The following is a 19,603-nucleotide window of genomic DNA, read 5'->3' on the forward strand; positions in this document are numbered from 1 at the left end:
GATCATGAATCCAAAGGAAAACTACCTGCATGAGTTCTTCAGGATCTTCTTCGCCAACAAGCAACTGGTGAAACGGGTCTTCCTGATCTTTGCAGTCATCGCCCTGCTGCTGCCATTGGTGCTCAAACAGAGCTTCGATATCACCGCACAGGTGATCGTGCAGTCGAAAAAACTCTCCCAGGGTGACGCCACCACGTCACTGACGGTCGATAACGCCACGTTCATTCCGCCGTCGCTGGCGGACATGGAAACCGAGAGCAACATCCTCCGCTCGCCGGCGCTGATCCGTCAGACCATCAGCGAACTGCGCGACAAAGGCGAATACACGCCCTCGCCCGGCATGTTCAACAAACTGGTGAGCGAGCCCTTCAAGCGCTACTTCACCTCGCCACTGCGTCAATACGTGATCAACCCGACGCGCAACATGCTCGGGCTGGAAACCGACCCGGTGCGTGACACAGCCCTAGATGCGCTGACCCAACAAGCCATCGACAGCCTGAAAATCGAGACCCTGCCGGGCTCCAACGTGATCTCGATCATCTACAGCTTCCCGGACCCGCACCAAGGCACGACCTTTGTCACGGCCCTGCTGCAAAACTATCTGGTGAGCCGTCAGGCGCTGCAATCGATCGACCTGCCGCAGTCCTTCTACGAATCCAAAAAGCACTTGTATCAAGTACGGCTCGACGGCCTGGAAGGCAACCGTCAGGCACTGCTCGAAAGTGTCGGTGCGGCGGATCCCAAGGAAGAAATCACCTTCCGCCTGAACGCGATCAACACCGAGGAACAGGCACTGAACCTGTATCGCGATCGCCTGCTGCAAAGCCAGCGCTGGCTCGAATACCTGAAAACCGCGCTGGCCGCCGCCAGCAGCAACAACAAGCTCAACGACTACACCTTCCCCTTCACCTTCACCACGACCGTCGACAATGTGGCGTTCGAAGATCGGGAAATAAAACAACTGGGCGAGCAACTGACCACTCAGGTCAGCCGCTACATGAACGACCTTGCGGTGTTCCAGCCTGGCAGTGAACCCATGTTGCTGACCCGCGAGCAAATCGGCCGCACCCGCCAGCAGTTCCTCAAGGTGGTGAGCAACCGGATTCAGGAGCGCACCAACGATCTTTCGGTGGTCAAGCAGGTGATCGATCAGAAAACCGCACGCATCGCCGAATTCAAGAACCGTATCCGTGACCTGCAGCAAACCCAAAGCAAGCTGCGGCAGATGGACACCGAAATCGACGCCATGCACGCCGCGTTCTCGACCTACGCCCAGCGTTTCGCCGAGAGCAGCACCGTCGGCGCGCTGAACGACGATCTGTCCAACGCCCGGGTGCTCAGCCCGCCGTTCGAACCCACCGAAGCGGCGTTCCCGAAACCGATGCTGATCATTCCATTCGGCCTGTTCACCGGTCTGCTGCTGGCCATTGCCCTGGTCTATGTGCGTGAGTTCTTCGACCATCGCTTCAAACACCCGGCGCAAATCAGCCACGAGCTTGGTCTGCCGGTGTTGCTGGTGATCAACGACGAGAACGTGCTACCGAGCAATCCGCACAAAAACTGGACGGTGCCGAGCTTCCTGCACTGGGTGCGCAATTGAACACCGTGTCCACCCCGAAGACCTCGCTGCCGATCATTCATTTGCTCAGCAGCGGCGGTTTCTATGGGGCCGAGCGGATGTTGCTGGATCATTGTCTGGCGACGCCGGGGCAGCATCAGGTGCTGTTTCTCGACGCGCCGCCAGAATTGATCGAGCGCTTTCGCGAAGCCGGGGTGGATGGCCGTGGCTGCGGCGGGCTTGGGGAGTTGTTGCGGCACCTGCGTCAGCGTCGCAGTGAAAAGCCGCTGATCAACACGCACAACTTCAAAGGCCTGCTGTTTGGCTGGATGGGCGCGACACTGTTGCGCCTGCCGCTGGTCATCACCCAACACGGCTTCACGCCGCGCAGTCGCAAGCAGAAGTTCTACACCTGGCTCAGCCTGCAACTGTGCCGCACCGCGTCGGTGGATCGGGTGGTCTGCGTGGCAGAAAGCATCGCGGTGTTGCACCGCGATGCCAGCGTACAGGCCGAGAAGTTGCAGGTGATCCCCAATGGTTTGCCGGCGGCTGCGGCGATGGTTCCCGATGCGGGTCGGCAACGCTGGCTGGCCGGTTACGTTGGCCGATTGAGCAGCGAGAAAGGCCCGGATCTGTTTCTCGATGCGCTGATCCCGCTGTGTCATCAGCACCCGCAACTGGACGCCGTGATGCTCGGCGACGGGCCGGAATGCGAGGCGTTGCAGGCACGCATCGACAACGCCGGTTTGCAGCAACGGATTCGTTTACCGGGTTATCAGACGGCCATGCAACCGTGGTGGCAGCAGCTCGATGCGCTGGTAATCAGCTCGCGCACCGAAGGCACACCGATGATTTTGCTGGAGGCAATGCAGGCCGGCGTGCCGGTGGTGGCGTTTGGTGTCGGCGGAATTCCCGATGTGCTGGAACATCGGCACAACGGCTTGCTCGCCGCTCCGACCGACAGCACCGCCCTCGCCCATCAGCTCGAAACGTTGTTGAGCGAGCCCAAACTGGCGCGACAACTGCGCGACAACGCCAAACGCACGCAACAGGATCGCTACGACCTCAAGGCCCTGGCCGAACGCTGGTCGCAGCTCTACATCCGCACGGCACGGGAGGCACGCGCATGATTTTCCCGCTCTCGATCGTCAGTCTGCTCGGTCTGGTCTGCATCGCTTTGCTGGCCAGCCCCTATCCGTATCTGGCACCGGGAGCGGTGCTGGGCCTGGTGGGTTTCACGGTGTTGTACCGCAAGCCAACCTGGGGCCTGCTCGGTATCGCCGCACTGGTGCCGTTCGAAGGTTTCTTCAAGGACAGTTCGCTGTCCGGCAGCAAACTGCTCGGTGCCTCGCTGGCGGTGATTCTGATGCTGCAACTGGCGCTGCATCAGATTCCCTCCGAACGCCTGCGCAGCAATATCTGGCGTTACCTGATCGGGTTCATGGTTCTGTACTTCCTCAGCCTGCTGAACACCGATGACATGGGCATGTCGCTGGAGCATCTGCGCGAGCTCAGCGTCGGGCTGATCCTGTTTGTCATCACCCTGTTGATCGGCCGCGAGCTGAACCTCGACCTGTTCGCCCGACTGGTCACCCTTGCCGTCAGCAGCACCTGCGCAATGGCGATGTTCTCGACCAGATTCCAGGATCAGGGCCGCGCTGCCGGCCTGCTCGAAGACCCCAACGCCTTCGCGATGCTGATCGCCTTCGCCATCCCGCTGGGGCTGCTGCTGGTGATTCGCGGCCCTAACCTGCTGCATCGGTTGTTCTGGGGCGCGTGCTGCCTGCTGTTGCTCGGCGGCATGACCAAGACCGAATCGCGCTCAGGGCTGGTGGTCGTGGCCTTGAGTCTGTTGATCGGCGGCTGGCATTACCGCGCGCAAATGACACGAATTCGCCCACGGCACCTGGGCTTCGCCATGCTCGGCGCGGCCATCGTGATTCCGCTGGCAATCTATGCGATGCCCGCCGGTTACCTGGCGCGCATTCAATCCTTGAGCGTATTAAGTGCCGGCGCCAAGGGCCATAACGACGAATCCCTCGGCCGCCGTGCTTCCTACATCGTTGTCGGTACGCAGATGATCCGCGAGAACCCGCTGCTGGGCTCCGGCCCCGGCACCTTCGCGCTGCACTACGCGACCACCGGCTACGCCAAGGCGTTTTCGGCCAACCGCAAGATCGGTGACCTCTATCGCCGCGCTCACAACACTTATCTGGAAATCTTCAGCGAACTGGGGATTCCCGCCGGCCTGATGTTCGTCGGCATGCTCGGGCTCGGCTTGTACAACCTGATCCGCGCACGCGCCGTGTGGATGCGCCGACGCGACTGGCAACAGGCGGACCTGATGACCCATCTGAGCGTGAGTTTCCTGTCGCTGACGTTGTTCCTGATGTTCCTCAGTGCGCCGAACCAGAAATACGTGTGGATCATGCTTGCCATGACCTGGGTGCTGCGCCTGAAAGCCGAACAAGAACCGATCACGGAGGCCGTCGCATGAGCCGAATCAGCATCATCATCCCGATGTACAACGAAGCCCGGCACATTGGCCGCACCTTGCTGTCGGCAGAAAAAGCCGCCCACGCCGCCGGCGTCGAGTGCGAACTGATCGTGGTCGACAACGGTTCAAGCGATGACGGCCCGCACATTGCCCGCCAGTTTGGCGCACAAGTGCTGGTGCATCCGGGTTTGCTGATCGGCGCCCTGCGCAATCGCGGTACGGCGGTCGCAACCGGTGATTGGCTGGCCTTCATTGATGCCGATGTTGAGATGCCGCAAGACTGGCTGCAGCCGCTGTTCGATCTGCACGCCAGTGGTCAGGCCGATGTGTTTGCGCTGGACCTGGGCATCCCGGCACAAGCGCCGTGGTACGCCATCGCGTGGCAGCGTCGCACCCAGCGTATTTGCGCGCAGGCCTCGCACGTCGTGGACTGGCTGCCCAGCTCCAACCTGCTGATGCGCCGTGACTGGTTCGACAAGGTCGGCGGTTTCAATGAAAGCCTGCGTACCGGCGAAGACAAGGAGTTCACCCTGCGCCTGCGTGAAAACGGTGCGTTGCTGCTGTCGATCAACGACAACGAAGCCCTGCACTGGGGTTACGAAATGAACTGGCGCGAGTGGATGGGCAAGGAGATGTGGCGTCAGGGCAGTCATCTGCAACTGCTGCGCACCCACGGTTACAGCCTGCGTCTGCTGCGTTTCCCGATGCTTTCGCTGCTGGTCTGGCTCCTCGACTTTCTGGCGATCTCGGCCCTGCTCGACAATTTTCCTCATCACGCGGCGGCCATGCTGATATTGACCCTGGTGCCGGGGTTGGTGCTGAGCATTCGCCAAAGCATCAAGCATCGTGACCTCTTGCTGACCCTGCAACTGTGGGGCCTGCACTGGGTACGCCTGCACCTGGCCGGCGCCGCGTTCATTCTCAGTCTGTGTCATTGGAATGCCAGGAGGCCTGCCCGTGGCTGAGTTCATTTTCTGGATGTGCCTGTTGCTACCGGTCTACGCGTATGTGGGTTACCCGCTTTTGCTGACGATACTGGCGCCTCTGTTCGCGGCCAGCCGGCATGGCCCAACGCCGCCGCTGAACATCAGCATCGTGATTGCCGCCCACAACGAGGCGCGGCACATCGAGCACAAGTTGCGCACGCTGCTGGCCCAGGATTATCAGCCTGCCCGTTTGCAGATCATTCTCGCCAGCGACGGCTCGACGGATGACACCGTGGCTTGTGCACACAACGTCGTCGATCCGCGCATTACCGTGCTCGACCTGCCGCGCCAAGGCAAAGCGGCGACGCTTAACGCCGGCGTGGCCCTGAGCACGGGCGACATTCTGGTGTTCACCGATGCCGACAACCAATGGTCACGCGACACCCTCGGACATTTGCTGGCGCCATTGAGCGACCCGCAAATCGGCGCCTGTGCCGGGCACATGGTGATCCCGGTCACCGGTGGCGGCTTGAGCGTCGGCGATAGCCTGTATCGACATTACGAAGGCTGGCTGCGCCGGGTGGAAAACCGCACCGGTTGCATGGTGTCCGCCGACGGTGCCCTGCTCGCGCTGCGCCGCGAGTTGTTCCAGAACGTGCCGGCAGAGGTTAACGACGATTTCTTTATCAGCACCTGCGCGCCGGTCGCGCACAAACGCATCGTCTATGTACCGCAAGCGCAGGTCATCGACCAAGGCGTCGATGAAGCCGACAAACAGTTCCGTCGTCGTCAACGCGTCACCGTCGGCGGGCTGCAAAGCCTCGCTCAGCGCCGCGAACTGCTCAATCCGCTGAAATATGGCCTGTATTCGATCGCGCTGATCAGCCACAAACTGATCCGCCGCCTGGCACCAATCCTTTTGCTGCCATTGTTGCTGAGCAATTTCTGGCTGTGGAGCGAGCACGGTTTCTATCGCCTGAGCCTCATTGCACAACTGTTCGGCTACGCCGTGGCGATAGCCGGATTGATGGATTCGCAACACCGCTTGCCCAAACCCTTCCGCCTCGCCGCCTTTGTGCTGGTCACTCTCGCCGGGATGAGTCTTGGCTTGTGGCAGTTCCTGCGCGGCCAGCGCTATGCCCAGTGGAATCCTGAACAGAACCGCTAAGAGGACCGAAGCCATGGCGATCAAACAATTAATTAAAAGCACCAGTGGCTGGCTCTATCTCAACTCGTCCGTGGGCCGAAACCAGTTGCAGGGCGCCGGGGTGATTCTGATGTTGCACCGGGTGCTGTCCAACGACCGCGCCGCCGACCTGCCCCACCGCAATGAGCTGTGCGTCGGGCCCAAGGCCTTCGAGCATTGGCTGGTGTGGCTGCGTCGCCACTTCGAATGCGTACCGCTGATGGAAATCCTTCAGCCCAATTCGCTGCACACCGAGCGCCCAAGGGTGGCGTTGACCTTCGACGACGGCTGGCGCGACAACGCGGTCAACGCCTTCCCGCTGCTGCAAAAACACCAGGTGCCGGCGAGCATTTTCCTTTCGACCGATTTCATCGGCAGCCGTCAACGTTTTTGGTGGGAGGCCGTGGGCGAAACCCTGTGGGGCAGCCACGGCGACAAGGCGCGGATGCATTTGATCGAGCGCTTGCATGCCACGGGCCATCCGCTGCCGGTGTTGCTCGATGACATTGATGTCGATCGGCGCAGCCTGACACTGCTGCATTACCTGCAAGGGCTCAAGACACTGGCACCGCAAGAACTTGAACGCCTGACCGATGAGTGCCCGCAAGAATCACAACCGCAGGCACTGGACTGGCATCAGGTGCGCGCGATGGAAGCCTCAGGTCTGGTGCGTTTCGGCCCCCACGGCGCCAGTCACGCGATCCTTACCGGCCTTGACGATGTGCGCCTGAGCGAAGAAATCAGCCGCAGCCGCGATGCCTTGCACAACGGCTGCAACCGGCCGCTGCCGGTGTATTGCTACCCCAACGGCGACAACGACGAGCGCGTGCGCAAGCAGGTTGCCGATCACGATTATCCGTTTGCGCTGGGCACCAGCACCGGCCTCTATCGCGGTGAAGGCAATCCGCTGAACCTGCCGCGTTTCGGTGTCAGTCAGCGCACGGCGCGCAATCCGCAACTGCTGTCGTGGCGGATATTTCGCGGAGCACGACCATGAGCCGAGGCCGCTACCTCAAGCACTTGGCGCTGAGCATGGGCACCAAACTGGCGATGATCGCCCTGCGTTTACTGCGCAACGTGCTGCTGGCGCGGATCCTCGGGCCGAGTGAACGCGGGCTGTTTGCATTGCTCAGCACCTTGCCCGACCTGATCAGCGCGGCCACCAGTGGCGGGCTGAATTCGGCGGTCGGTTATCAGGCCGCCAAACAAAGGCCGCTGGGGGTGTTGCTCAGTCAGGTGCTGGTTTTCGGATGCTTGCTGGCGGCGCTGTTAACCCTGCTGGTGGTCGCGCTGGTGCGCGAGTTTGGCGGTGAACTGGATGTGACCACGCAGCTTGGCCTGCTCGCCTGGCTGTTGCTGTTGGCAGTGCCGCTGACGGTGTTGAAAAGCGGCTTGCTGACGTTGCACAACGCGTCCGGCGGCGTGGTCGCATTCAATGCCTTGCGCCTGGTGGAGTCGCTGGCACCGCTGCTGATGTTTCTCGGGCTTTTCTGGATGTGGAAAAGCGCCGCCCTTGAAGCGGCACTGATCAGTTGGCTGGCCGGGATCAGCCTGGTGGTGCTGGTCGGTTGGGTCTGGCTCAAACGGGCGCAACCGTTGCAACTGCAATGGGATCGCGCCAGCCAGAAAGAGCTGCTGCGTTACAGCGCCCGCAGCCATCCCGACCTGTTGTTCCAGCAAGTGATTTTGCGCTCGGATTATTTGTTCATCGGCGCCCTGCTCGGCAGCACCGCGCTGGGTCATTACGCCATGGCCAGCGCCGCCGCCGAACTGCTGCTGATCGTCCCGGAAGCGGTGACCACGCCGTTGATGAAACGCCTGCTGCAACAGGACGAAGGCATGGACAAAGTCACCCCGCTGGCGCTACGCCTGACCGCAACGGTGATGCTCGGCGCATGCCTGAGCATGGCGGTGATCGGCAATTGGCTGATCGTCACCCTGTTCGGCATCGCCTACCAACCGGCCTATCCGGCGCTGCTCGCGTTACTGCCGGGGCTGTTGGGTTTGTGCTATGCGAGCATTCTGCGTCTGGACTTGCTGGGCAAAAATCGCCCCGGCACGGTGTCCTTGCTGATGGGGCTGGGGGCCTTGCTCAATCTGGCGCTGAACCTGGTGTTGATTCCGGCCTACGGGATTGTCGGCGCAGCGGCGGCTTCGTCGATTGCCTATCTCGCCGTCACGGTGGCGATGCTGGTGTTGTACTGCCGTCTGAGCGGCGTGCCGTTCTGGCAAACCCTGATCATCCTGCCCAGCGACATCACCCCGATGTGGTTGATGCTGCAACGTCGCAAAGCCGCATGAAAGGCCTGGCCCTGCTGTTCGGTCTCGGCCTCTCGCTGGACGCCTTCGCGGCGTCGATGCGTTGGGGCGAAATCCGCGACGCCAGCCTGTACCTGCAAACCGATCAACCCGATAGCGTGACCGTGCGCTGGACCCCGGCGTGGCAAGCGGATGCCAACGAAGAGCATCTGTACCTGCTCGACGGCCAAGGCAAACTGCAAGGTGACAGGTTCATCAAGGCCAGTGAAACCCGTGGTAGCCAGCGCTGGAGTCTGGCGCCCGGCGCCGCCAGCTATCGACTGGAAATCCCCGGCTACAGCTTCCGCAATTACCGGATAGAACACGATGAACACACGGTCGCGCTGTTCGCCCCGGCCAAAGTGCACTTCAGCGTTCAAGCCCAGAACGGCGACATGTTGTATTTCAAGGTCGCGCCCGGTGAGCGCGCGGTGCTGGCCGGTAAATTTCATGGCGGCGTCAGTGCGCTGCAGGCGCAACGGGTGGGTGATGGTCAGGCACTGACGCTGGCCCTGAAACCGTACCGCGCCTATTGGCAGTTCGATCAGGTCGCGCTGCCGGTCAGTGAGCGTGAACAAGTCTGGCGCCTGCGCCTGCAAGGCAGCGGCAAAGCCGCGTTCTGGCTCGACGGCACGGCCAATCTGTTTGCGCAGAATCCACAACAGCTCAAACCGCTGCGCGAAGACGTCGGCCAGACCCGCTTGACCCTGCACGACAAAGTGCTCGGGCGCACGCCGGATCTGGGCATCGCCCTGCCCTATGTGATGCCGCCCACCACCAGCTATGCCGCCCTCGATGCGCTGAAACCCACTGCCGCCAGTTACTACAGCTTTGTTGATGTGACGGCGAGGAACCGGCATTTCGAGGACGCGTTCCGTCAGTTCTATCAGGATCGTTTCGGCATCCAGCAGGACATCACCTTGCTCGCCGGCAGCCAGCGTCAGGCTGATCTGCGCGCCGACGTACAAAGCAACAGCGGCCTTGATGCGTGGCTCGCCAGTACCCGCACGCTAGGCGGCAAAGGCACCCACTACATCGGGTTTGCCGACGAACCGAACCTCAACTACTCCAGCTACGCGCAGTATCAGGCGATCTTCGCCAGCATGGCCCGGCAGGTGCGCAGCGACCCGGCGAACGCCAAGGCTGGCGTGCGTATCGCCATGCCGGCCAGTTCGCGGCTGGTCAACGGGCCGTTCGCTGACAACGCGGCAGACAAGCGTGGTATCGATTGGGCACGGCGCTTGCTGAGCGAATCCGGCGATCAGGTCGACGCCTTGGCGTGGCACGAATGGATGATTCGCGACCTGCTCGCCACCCGCGTCTACCGCGACAGCGTACGCCGCGCCGCCGAACTCGTTGGCCTCGACGACAAAGGCCAGCCACGCAAAGCCTTGCTGCTCGATCAGACCAATTTGTCCAGCGGCTCCAGCCTCAGCCCCTACGATCAGGAAACCCATTACGCCGCGCTGTGGTGGGCGTCGGTGGTGATCAACGCCTCCCAGGACGGCTTGCTGAGCATGCTCAACTGGTTCCAGGCCGCCGATGAACCGCAGTACCCCAAAGGCATGCTGCGCGTCTCGGCCGATGAACAACGCTTCGAACTCAAACCAGTGGGTCTGGCCCAGCAATTCATCGCGCAACACTGGCTGCATAACGTCCTGGCGCTGGACAACGATGGGTTTGAAGTCGACGTGCTGGCGATGTCCAGCGATGAGCAGCGTGGCTTGCTGGGCGTCAACAAAGGCACCCGCCTGCAACGTGTAGACCTGAGCGGCACCCAGTGTCCGCTGAACAATGGCGCCTTGCGCTACTTCGGCGCCGACAACCGCAGCCGCGATGCGCCGTTTGCCTGCAAGGACGGACGCGTGCGCTTCGACCTGCCGGGGCAAACCCTGTTCTCGCTCCGCTGGAGAGCGTCATGAACCGTCCTTTGATGTTCCGCCGCGTTGGCCTGGGCCACGCGATGCATCGTCATCAGGAGTCAAGACCATGAACATTGTGCAAAAACTCAGCGAACACATCAGACAAAAAGGCCTGCGCGCCACCTTCGGCAAGGCCTGGAAGCACTACGTATTCTTTCATCAGGAATTGCTGTGGATGGAGCGTGATCTGGTCAGTCCCGTCCCCCCGCACAACCTCAAACCCTACCCGCCGCTGCGGGTGGTGAAAATCACGCCGGACAACACCAGTGCCTTTGCCCGCTACTTTGGCGACCGCGTCGGCACCATGGCCGAACTGGCCAGAGAAGGCCACACCGGGCACATGCACCTGGACGATCAGGGCGACGCCGTGGCGTTCATCTGGGGCACCGCGCGGGACTATCTCGACCGGCATTACTACGGCTGTCTGTTCCCGGTGAAACCCGGCGAGTTCTTCGAATTCGGCGGCGAACTGACCCGAGCCTACTGGGGCAGCGAACTGTCGGTGGATCTGCAACTGGCGCTGTGGAAAGCCATGGCCGCCCAGGGCTGCAACAAGGTCGTGGACGTCTGCGAATTCCACAACATCCCGGCGCTCAAACTGCACCTGCGCATGGGCTACACCGAGCAACACCGGATCATGAACATTTACACCCTGTTCGGTCGCTGGAACTTCTACCGCGAAACCCGCTACAGCGGTTCGCGCCTGGAAGCGCTACGCAAACCTTCCCGTCCACCCGTCACAGTAACGGCGGCCTGAGCCCATGGCGACGCGATTCGAATGGCGTACTTCATTGTGCGCCGCCGACTTTCCGGCAACAGCGTATGAAGCGCTGCGCCTGCGCGTGACGGACCACACGCCGTTCAACAACCTTGGCTGGTTGTGTGCGGCCGAGCAGGCCCTTGGCGAGGGTGAGCGCCTGCACATCCTGCTGGGATGGGAGGCGGATCAATTGCGTCTGTGCCTACCGCTGGTGGCGAGTCGTGAGCGCTTCGCCGGGTTGCGGTTTCGGGTGTTGCACCACTTGGGGTATCCGTTGGCTGATCGCTTGGCCCTGCTCTCTTTGCTGGCCGGCGAGGACATGCGCAAGGCCCTTGTATTGATTCGCCAACGCCTGCCCCATGCACTGCTTCAGCTCAACGAACTCTCGGAGCCGGCCGGTGAGGAAAGTAGCCTCACCGAATGGATGGCACACAGCTCTGCGGGCGAGCGACGGCTCAGTTGTCGGGCGCCTGTGCACCTGATCAGCGAGGCGGATCATCAGGAAGTGTCCGGCGATCCACGCTACAAACTGCGCCGGGCTCGCAAGCGCATCGCCGCGTGCGGGGCTCAGGTACGGCGGATCATTCCGGACGCGATCAGCATGGGTCCGCTGTTGCAGGTCATCGGCGAAGTCGAAGCGGTCAGTTGGAAAGGCGACGAAGGCGTCGGGATCTTCGCCAGCGAACGCAGTCGCCATCTGATCGAGCGCGCTTTCATTGCCCTCGCCGGCCAAGGCTTGGTGCGGGTGGTGACGCTGGAGTTGAACGGGCGCTGCATCAGCTATCGCCTGGGCTTGCTCGAACAGGGCCGGCTCTACGATTACAACCTCGCCTTCCTGCCGCAATACGCCGATCTGGGCAGCGGCCGGGTGCTGCTGGAGGAATGGATTCGCTGGGGCCTGGACGACCACTGGCGCTGGATCGATGCCTCACGGGTCAGCCTGGAAAACTCCAGCCACCAACTGCACGAACGCATGACCGGGCAACTGGAACACTGGCGCTGGAGTTTCTATTCCTGGCGCCCGAGTGGCCTGGCGCTGGGTCTGGCATTACGCGTCTGGCACCGGCTCAAACCGCCATTGCAACGGTGGCGGGCAAAACGTGCGGCCAAACCTGCACCTGTCGTCAAACCTGTCGCGATCACCACGGAGGGCGAACATGCCTCGCCAAGTCATAGTCAACGCTGACGATTTCGGCCTCAGCCCGAACGAAAACGCGGTGATCTTCGCGGCGTTTCAGGCCGGGGTCATCAGTTCCGCCACCGCCATGGCCAACATGCCAGCGTTCGAAGCCGCGTGCACCATGGCTCGGCAGCCCTTGCTTGAGGGCCGGGTCGGGCTGCACTTCAACCTGACTTACGGGCGACCGCTGAGCCGGACGATTGTGGAGCGCCGAACGTTCTGCGACAGCCATGGCGTATTCGACCTCAACCTGCCGCGCCACCGTTTGTGGCTCAGTCGCGAAGACCGTGAGGCGGTGCATGAAGAATTGCAGGCGCAGTGGCAACGCTGCGTCGATCATGGCGTGCGTCCCAGTCACATCGACTCGCACCAGCATGTGCACAACATTTTGCCGATCGGCGAGATCGTCGCGCGCTTCGCTGCGCATCACGGTGTACCGATTCGGTTGGCGCGCAATCTGGGGCAAAACCTCAATCTGCCCAAACGCGTTTTCAAAGGTTGGCTCAATTGGCGTTTGCAGCGTCTGGCCGGCGCAACGGCGGACTACGTGTGCACCCCCGTGGATTTGCGCAACGGCAGCTCGCCGACCGACGGCGTACTGGAAATCGTCGCCCATCCGACTCAACTCGGGGCCGACTTTGGTGACGCGTATCTCAACCCCGGCGAATCCCTGAGCCGCGTGTTAGCGCAGCGGCTGATGGGCGTTCCACGGGTTTGCTACGCCGACCTGAACAAGGACTTTCCAAGCGGTGCCACGGCACTCGATTGACTTGCATACGTTTCAACATTTTCGAAAATGGCACTCTGAAAGGCATGTAAAGGCTTGATCTATAAACACAAAAAGCGACATCCACAACACTGGGCTTCGGCCAAAGAGGGCATCATGAACGTTATCGGAAAACTGCGTGAACGCATCAAGCAAAAAGGCCTGAGCCACACCGTCGGCACGTTGTGGAAACGCTACGTGTTCTTCCATTGGGAACTGTTGTGGATGGAACGTGACCTGGTCAGCCCGGTGCCGCCGCACAAGCTGCGCCCCTATGAGGGCCTGCGCAAAGTCGATATCACACCGCACAATGCCGGCGCGTTTGCCAAGCATTTTGGTGACCGCGTGGCGACCATGGCCGAACTCGCCGCCGAAGGTCACACCGGGCACATGTACCTCGACGCCGACGGTCACGCGGTGGCGTTCATCTGGGGCAGCATTCGCGACTATCACGACCGCCACTATTACGGCTGCAACTTCCCGGTCAAACCCGGCGAGTTCTTCGAATTCGGCGGCGAAATGACCCGCGCCTATTTCGGCAGCAGCCTGTCGGTGGACGTGCAAGTGGCGTTGTGGGAAGCCATGGCCGCCCAGGGCTGTAACAAAGTCGTCGACGTCTGCGAAACCCGCAACATCCCGGCAATGAAACTGCACATTCGTATGGGCTATCAAGAACAGGGCCGCGTGACGCACCTCTACTGCTTGTTTGGGCGGTGGCGGTTCTTCCGTGAGACCCGCTACGAGGGCTCACGCCTGGAGCTACTGCGCAAACCGGGGCGGCCAGTGGTGAGTGCGGCGGCGCAGACTTGAATCAACCCCAAAAGGTGTGGCGGCTTTGGTGCCGCCTTCGCGGCCAGTGGCTGCGACAGCGTCAGCTCTTGCTGGCAACCAGGGTGAAACACAACGGCAACTGCGCCTCTTGATTCAGGTACCGGTCGTACAGTTCTTCCCGATTCGAATGCGCATACTCCTTGAAGTGCGCGATGTTCAGCCCTGCCCCGATGGCGCCGCTGAAGATCGCGCCGAGGGTGTGCACGAACCAGTACGACTTCGCCGCCGGTTGCTCGACCTTACCGACGTAGACGATGGGCTCTTGCTGCACAAACGGTTCGGCGCGGAAGTAGGAGCTGGCGAGGCGGAACGGGTCCTCGGCGTCAGGATCGACCATTTCCAGAAACGGATGGGTTTCGTAGATCACCAGTTTCCCGCCCGGTTTCAGGGTCTGCGCAACGTGGCGCAAGAATTCGCCGATGTCCGGCATCCAGTTCAGTACGCCGATGGTGATCAACGCTACGTCGAAGCGGTTTTGCAACGACGCCGGCAGGTGATGGATATCGCATTCAACGAATTCGGCGTTGTGCGCTGAACGGCTGTTCAGCTCGCGGGCCTGATCGAGAAACGCGCTCGACTGATCCACACCCACCACATTCCGCGCACCGAGGGCGAACAGCGAGAGACTTTCGCGACCGTTGTTGCAGCCCAGTTGAATCACATCTTTACCGTCAACGCCGACCTGTTCCAGCAACCCGCGCAGTGTGTCGTCGAGGCACGAGAAACCTGCCTGTGCGACGTCAGTCAGCAGCGCCTGCCAGTCAGGGGAGTCCTGATGGTGGCGGGCGGAATCGTTCCACGCCTGACGATTGCTTTCGATAGCGTTCTTATTGTTCGGCACTTCCATGGCGTACTCCGCACGATGCGCTTGATTGAGCGGTCGGAGTCTAGATCAGCCAGGCAATTGTGGTTGTTGCGACTTTGTAAGCCGTCGCCCGCTCCCACATTTCCATTTGCGTGAGCTTAGAGAGCGACGTTGCCTTGATTGAGGCGCTCACGCAAAAACTCGATCAGCGCCTGCACTGGGCGCGAGGCCTGACGATGCTGCGGATACACCGCCGACAACGTCAGCGGCTCGGGCCGCAGGTCATCCAGTACGGGCACCAGTCGCCCGTCCTTCAGCGCCGCGCCGACAATGAACGTTGGCAGGTAAGTGATCCCCATCCCCTGCACCGCCGCGTCCCTGAGCAACTCGCCGTTGTTCACGCGCATCCGTCCGGTGACGTTGACCAACACCGGCTTGCCTTGCCCGGCATTGAACCGCCACTGCACCGAGCGGCCGTGCCCATAAGGCAGGCAGTCGTGGCTGTGCAAATCTTCAGGGCTGAGCGGCGTGCCACGTTCGGTGAGGTATGCGGGGCTGGCGCAGTACACCCGCTCGATGGAGGCGATGCGACGGGCGATCAGGGTCGAGTCTTCCAGCACGCCAATGCGTAGCGCCAGATCGTAACCCTCGCCCAGCAAGTCAACGGGGCGATCACTCAGATCCACTTCCACCGTCACTTCACGATAGCGCTGCAAAAACACCGGCAGCAGGCATCCAAGATGCGCCACGGCAAACGACAGCGGTGCACTGAGGCGAATCGTCCCGCGCGGCTCGGCGGTTTGTCCGGCGATGCTCTGCTCCACTTGCTCGACTTCGCCGAGCAGCCGCAGCGCCGACTCGTAATAGCTCTGGCCCAGCGGCGTGACGTCCAGGCGCCGGGTCGAGCGGTTCAACAAGCGCACGCCAAGGCGCTCTTCCAATTGCATCAACCGACGGCTGACGAACTGCTTGGACAGGCCCAACTGATCGGCCGCTGCGGTGAAGCTGCCGGAGTCCATGACCTGGCAAAAAATACGCATGTCTTCGAACGGGTTCATTGTCACTCTCTGGTGGACAGTTAAACGCTTTATAGCCGCTTTTTCGCTGTTCGGCACCCCACTAATCTGTGCTCACGGTGTTGCTGAGGCCTGAACCCCAGTGCCACAGCAGCCCGCCATCAAGGCACAGACCCTAAAAACACTCAAAAGGATTTCAACCATGACCCTCGTCAAGAAAACCCTGACCGCTTCCCTCCTCGCTCTTTCCATCGGCAACGCGTTTGCCGCGGGCAGCCCCGGCGTCGAACACAACACTCAAGCCTTCCTCGAAGCCCTCGCGGCTGGCGGTGGCAAACCGCTTGAGCAACTGAGCCCGAAAGACGCCCGTGCCGTGCTGACCGGCGCACAGGCTTCGGTGAAGGTTGATCTGTCCGGCGTGGAAGTCAGCGACAAGGCCATCAACGTCGACGGTCAGACCATCAACCTGAAAGTGGTGCGTCCGGCCAACGTCAAAGGCGAGTTGCCGGTGTTCATGTTCTTCCACGGTGGCGGCTGGGTGCTGGGGGACTTCCCGACGCACCAGCGCCTGATTCGTGACTTGGTGGTGGGCTCCGGCGCCGTCGCGGTGTACGTCGATTACACGCCGTCGCCGGAAGCGCAGTACCCGACCGCAATCAACCAGGCGTACGTCGCCACGAAATGGGTGGCTGAGCACGGCAAGGACATCGGCGTCGACGGCAAGCGTCTGGCGGTGGCCGGCAACAGCGTCGGCGGCAACATGGCGGCGGTCGTAGCGTTAATGGCCAAGGAACAGAAAACCCCGGCCCTGCGTTTCCAGTTGCTGATGTGGCCGGTGACCAACGCACAATTCGACGACGGTTCGTACCAGCAGTTTGCCGAGGGCCACTTCCTGACCAAAAACATGATGCAGTGGTTCTGGGACAACTACACCACCCGCTCGGCCGAACGTGCACAGATCCACGCCTCGCCCTTGAATGCCAGCGCCGAACAACTCAAGGGTTTGCCCGCTGCATTGGTGCAGACTGCCGAATTCGACGTGTTGCGTGATGAAGGCGAAGGCTATGCGCGGCATCTGGATGCAGCGGGTGTGCCGGTGACCGCCGTGCGTTACAACGGGATGATTCATGACTTCGGGCTGCTCAACCCGCTGAGTCAGATTCCTGAGGTGAAGGCTGCAGTACGTCAGGCAGCGGCTGAACTCAAGACTCATCTGAACTAAGCGAAATCTCTCGCCACAACGTTTGCCAACGCAGTTTTGCGGCGGCGAAGAGACAAAAATGCCCGCAAATTTGCGGGCATTTTTCAGTTCATCACTTGGCCGTGAACTTGGTATAGCTGTTGATCAAGTTGCGGTAGTTCGGCAGGCGTTCCGAGAGCAAATGTGCCAAGCCTTCCATGTCGTTGCGCCAGTCACCTTGCAGCTCGCAAGCCACGGCGAACCAGTTCATCAGGTGTGCGCCGGCGGCCGACATGCGTGCCCATGCCGCTTGCTGCACGGTGGTGTTGAAGGTGCCGGATGAATCGGTCACCACAAACACTTCATAGCCTTCAGCAATCGCCGACAGGGTCGGGAATGCCACGCAAACGTCGGTCACCACGCCAGCGATGATCAGTTGCTTGCGACCGGTGGCCTTGATCGCCTTGACGAAATCTTCGTTGTCCCAGGCATTGATCTGACCTGGACGCTGAATGAATGGCGCATCCGGGAATTGTTCAAGCAGTTCAGGCACGAGCGGGCCGTTGGGGCCGGCATCGAAACTGGTGGTCAGGATGGTCGGCAGTTTGAAGAACTTGGCGATGTCGCCCAGTGCCAGCACGTTGTTCTTGAATTCGTTCGGCGAGAAATCCTGCACCAGCGAGATCAGACCGGTCTGGTGATCGACCAACAACACGACGGCATCGTCTTTGTTCAGGCGCGAGTAAGGAACGTTGCTCATGTGAAACTCCTCGGTGGATGGTTGTTGCGTGAGACGCCGACCGTCGGGGTCGGCGCTTTGTTGTAAGGATCAGAACGCGAAGCAGGAACAACCGAACGCGCCCCAGAAACCGGCGAAATCGCTGACCGGTGCGTTCGACAGGCGGGCCTTTTCATGGCTGTGCGAGTGCACGGCGCACGCGCCGACGCACTGGTGTACTTGCGCCTGCAATGGCGCGTTCTGGCGCCAGTGGCCCGGGACTTTCGCCACCGGCGACCAGTCCGGCAGCACCGGCACGCTGGCCGGGCCGAGGTCCTGGAAGTCGCCTGCGGCGTAAACGATCTTGCCGCCGACCACGGTCAGCACTGACTCGATCCACTTGATGGCTTCTTCTTCGACGTGGAAGAAGTCGGCGCTCAGCGCCGCCAGATCCGCCAGTTGTCCGACCTTGATCTGGCCTTTCTTGCCCTGCTCGGACGAGAACCAGGCGCTGCCGTGGGTGAACAGTTCCAGCGCGGTGGTGCGCGGCAAACCTTCCTCGTACAAGGCCAGACCACCGACGGTGCGACCGCTGACCATCCAGTACAGCGACGTCCATGGGTTGTAGCTCGAAACCCGCGTTGCGTCAGTGCCCGCGCCAACCGGCACACCTTCGGCGAGCATGCGTTTGATCGGTGGTGTGGCTTCAGCGGCCTGCTTGCCGTAGCGGTCGACGAAATACTCACCCTGGAACGCCATGCGATCCTGAATCGCAATGCCGCCGCCCAGCGCTTTTACGCGTTCGATGTTCTGCGCGGTGATGGTTTCGGCGTGGTCGAAGAACCACGGCAGACCATTGAACGGAATGTCGCGGTTGACCTTCTCGAACACGTCGAGCATGCGGCTGATCGATTCGTTGTAGGTGGCGTGCAGACGGAACGGCCAGCGCTGCTCGACCAGGTGACGCACCACCGGTTCGAGTTCCTGTTCCATGGTTTGCGGCAGGTCCGGGCGCGGTTCGAGGAAGTCTTCGAAGTCCGCTGCCGAGAACACCAGCATCTCGCCGGCGCCGTTGTGCCGCAGGAAGTCGTCGCCCTGGTGCAACTTTACGCTGCCGGTCCAGTTCTGGAAATCGGTCAGCTCTTCTTTCGGTTTCTGGGTGAACAGGTTGTAGGCGATGCGCACGGTCAGTTGGTCGTCTTTGGCCAACTGCTCGATCACTTGGTAATCGTCCGGGTAGTTCTGGAAACCGCCGCCGGCATCAATCGCGCTGGTCAGGCCGAGGCGATTGAGTTCACGCATGAACTGGCGGGTCGAGTTGACCTGATATTCCAGTGGCAGCTTCGGCCCCTTGGCCAGGGTCGAGTACAGAATCATCGCGTTGGGTTTTGCCACCAGCATGCCGGTCGGGTTGCCGTTGGCATCGCGCACGATCTCGCCACCCGGCGGGTTGGGCGTGTCGCGGGTGTAACCGGCCACACGCAACGCGGCGCGGTTGAGCAAGGCGCGGTCGTACAGGTGCAGGACAAACACCGGGGTGTCCGGCGCGGCCTGGTTGAGTTCTTCAAGGGTCGGCATGCGTTTTTCGGCGAACTGGAATTCGTTCCAGCCGCCGACCACGCGTACCCATTGCGGGGTCGGTGTGCGGTCGGCCTGCTCCTTGAGCATGCGCAGCGCATCGGCCAGCGATGGCACGCCCTCCCAGCGCAGTTCGAGGTTGTAGTTCAAACCACCACGGATCAGGTGCAAGTGCGAGTCATTGAGACCGGGGATGACGCAGCGCCCGTGCATGTCGACCACTTGTGTGGCCGAGCCGCGCAGGGCCATGGCTTGGGTGTCGTTACCGACGACCACGAAGCGACCGTCCTTGATCGCCACGGCGCTGGCCAGCGGTTTGGTTCGGTCTACGGTATGAAATTGGCCATTGAACAGAATCAGATCAGCGTTCATCGCAGTTCCT

17 protein-coding genes are annotated in these 19,603 nt (G+C 61.4%); 13 read left to right on the forward strand and 4 right to left on the reverse strand.

From position 1 onward, the window contains the following. Positions 1 to 4: 4 nt before the first annotated feature. The 12 genes from AACY18_RS18610 to AACY18_RS18665 all read left to right on the forward strand — a co-directional run bounded on the left by AACY18_RS18610 (position 5) and on the right by AACY18_RS18665 (position 13,903). Complete coding sequence (locus tag AACY18_RS18610) at positions 5 to 1,600, forward strand: GumC family protein (RefSeq protein ID WP_339432510.1); 1,596 nt, start codon at positions 5 to 7, stop codon at positions 1,598 to 1,600. Further along, positions 1,597 to 2,688 (forward strand): glycosyltransferase family 4 protein, encoded by a 1,092-nt coding sequence (locus tag AACY18_RS18615; protein WP_339465651.1) that lies wholly within the window; start codon positions 1,597 to 1,599, stop codon positions 2,686 to 2,688. Before AACY18_RS18610 ends, AACY18_RS18615 begins: the two co-directional genes overlap by 4 nt. After that, positions 2,685 to 4,055, forward strand: a complete 1,371-nt coding sequence (locus AACY18_RS18620; protein ID WP_339432512.1) for an O-antigen ligase family protein — start codon at positions 2,685 to 2,687, stop codon at positions 4,053 to 4,055. The genes AACY18_RS18615 and AACY18_RS18620 overlap by 4 nt, the downstream gene beginning before the upstream one ends. Next, positions 4,052 to 5,020 (forward strand): glycosyltransferase, encoded by a 969-nt coding sequence (locus AACY18_RS18625; protein ID WP_339432513.1) that lies wholly within the window; start codon positions 4,052 to 4,054, stop codon positions 5,018 to 5,020. The genes AACY18_RS18620 and AACY18_RS18625 overlap by 4 nt, the downstream gene beginning before the upstream one ends. Continuing rightward, the gene (locus tag AACY18_RS18630) at positions 5,013 to 6,149 is read left to right on the forward strand and encodes a glycosyltransferase family 2 protein (RefSeq protein WP_339432514.1); all 1,137 of its coding nucleotides are present in this window, start codon (positions 5,013 to 5,015) and stop codon (positions 6,147 to 6,149) included. Before AACY18_RS18625 ends, AACY18_RS18630 begins: the two co-directional genes overlap by 8 nt. 13 nt (positions 6,150 to 6,162) lie before the next feature. Then, positions 6,163 to 7,164, forward strand: coding sequence for a polysaccharide deacetylase family protein (locus AACY18_RS18635; protein ID WP_339465653.1), 1,002 nt, complete (start codon positions 6,163 to 6,165; stop codon positions 7,162 to 7,164). Then, positions 7,161 to 8,468, forward strand: a complete 1,308-nt coding sequence (locus AACY18_RS18640; RefSeq protein ID WP_339432516.1) for an oligosaccharide flippase family protein — start codon at positions 7,161 to 7,163, stop codon at positions 8,466 to 8,468. The genes AACY18_RS18635 and AACY18_RS18640 overlap by 4 nt, the downstream gene beginning before the upstream one ends. After that, positions 8,465 to 10,387, forward strand: a complete 1,923-nt coding sequence (locus AACY18_RS18645) for a hypothetical protein (RefSeq protein WP_339465654.1) — start codon at positions 8,465 to 8,467, stop codon at positions 10,385 to 10,387. Before AACY18_RS18640 ends, AACY18_RS18645 begins: the two co-directional genes overlap by 4 nt. 67 nt (positions 10,388 to 10,454) lie before the next feature. Beyond that, the gene (locus AACY18_RS18650) at positions 10,455 to 11,144 is read left to right on the forward strand and encodes an N-acetyltransferase (RefSeq protein WP_339432518.1); all 690 of its coding nucleotides are present in this window, start codon (positions 10,455 to 10,457) and stop codon (positions 11,142 to 11,144) included. A 4-nt stretch (positions 11,145 to 11,148) separates the two neighbouring features. Continuing rightward, entirely contained in the window at positions 11,149 to 12,333 is a 1,185-nt protein-coding gene (locus tag AACY18_RS18655; protein ID WP_339465656.1) for a GNAT family N-acetyltransferase, read from the forward strand. Next, positions 12,305 to 13,096, forward strand: coding sequence for a ChbG/HpnK family deacetylase (locus tag AACY18_RS18660; RefSeq protein WP_339432520.1), 792 nt, complete (start codon positions 12,305 to 12,307; stop codon positions 13,094 to 13,096). The genes AACY18_RS18655 and AACY18_RS18660 overlap by 29 nt, the downstream gene beginning before the upstream one ends. 114 nt (positions 13,097 to 13,210) lie before the next feature. After that, complete coding sequence (locus AACY18_RS18665; protein ID WP_339432521.1) at positions 13,211 to 13,903, forward strand: N-acetyltransferase; 693 nt, start codon at positions 13,211 to 13,213, stop codon at positions 13,901 to 13,903. A 61-nt stretch (positions 13,904 to 13,964) separates the two neighbouring features. On the opposite strand, the gene AACY18_RS18670 is transcribed toward AACY18_RS18665, so the two are convergent. Together AACY18_RS18670 and AACY18_RS18675 are read right to left on the reverse strand one after the other, a co-directional pair. Next, positions 13,965 to 14,771 (reverse strand): class I SAM-dependent methyltransferase, encoded by an 807-nt coding sequence (locus tag AACY18_RS18670; protein WP_339432522.1) that lies wholly within the window; start codon positions 14,769 to 14,771, stop codon positions 13,965 to 13,967. Positions 14,772 to 14,887: 116 nt separating this feature from the next. After that, positions 14,888 to 15,787, reverse strand: a complete 900-nt coding sequence (locus tag AACY18_RS18675; protein ID WP_339432523.1) for a LysR family transcriptional regulator — start codon at positions 15,785 to 15,787, stop codon at positions 14,888 to 14,890. Between the two features lie 160 nt (positions 15,788 to 15,947). Here AACY18_RS18675 and AACY18_RS18680 point away from each other — a divergent pair, with 160 nt between their 5' ends. Continuing rightward, on the forward strand, positions 15,948 to 16,967 hold the full coding sequence (locus tag AACY18_RS18680; RefSeq protein ID WP_339432524.1) for an alpha/beta hydrolase: 1,020 nt from the start codon (positions 15,948 to 15,950) through the stop codon (positions 16,965 to 16,967). A gap of 91 nt (positions 16,968 to 17,058) precedes the next feature. Here AACY18_RS18680 and ycaC read toward each other — a convergent pair whose 3' ends face one another. Together ycaC and AACY18_RS18690 are read right to left on the reverse strand one after the other, a co-directional pair. Continuing rightward, complete coding sequence (gene ycaC, locus AACY18_RS18685; RefSeq protein ID WP_339432525.1) at positions 17,059 to 17,685, reverse strand: isochorismate family cysteine hydrolase YcaC; 627 nt, start codon at positions 17,683 to 17,685, stop codon at positions 17,059 to 17,061. Between the two features lie 69 nt (positions 17,686 to 17,754). Continuing rightward, positions 17,755 to 19,593, reverse strand: coding sequence for an amidohydrolase (locus tag AACY18_RS18690; RefSeq protein WP_339465658.1), 1,839 nt, complete (start codon positions 19,591 to 19,593; stop codon positions 17,755 to 17,757). Positions 19,594 to 19,603 lie beyond the last annotated feature (10 nt).

The sequence above is a fragment of the Pseudomonas sp. EA_65y_Pfl2_P74 genome (assembly GCF_963970575.1).
GTDB classification, from domain to species: Bacteria; Pseudomonadota; Gammaproteobacteria; order Pseudomonadales; family Pseudomonadaceae; genus Aquipseudomonas; species Aquipseudomonas baetica_A.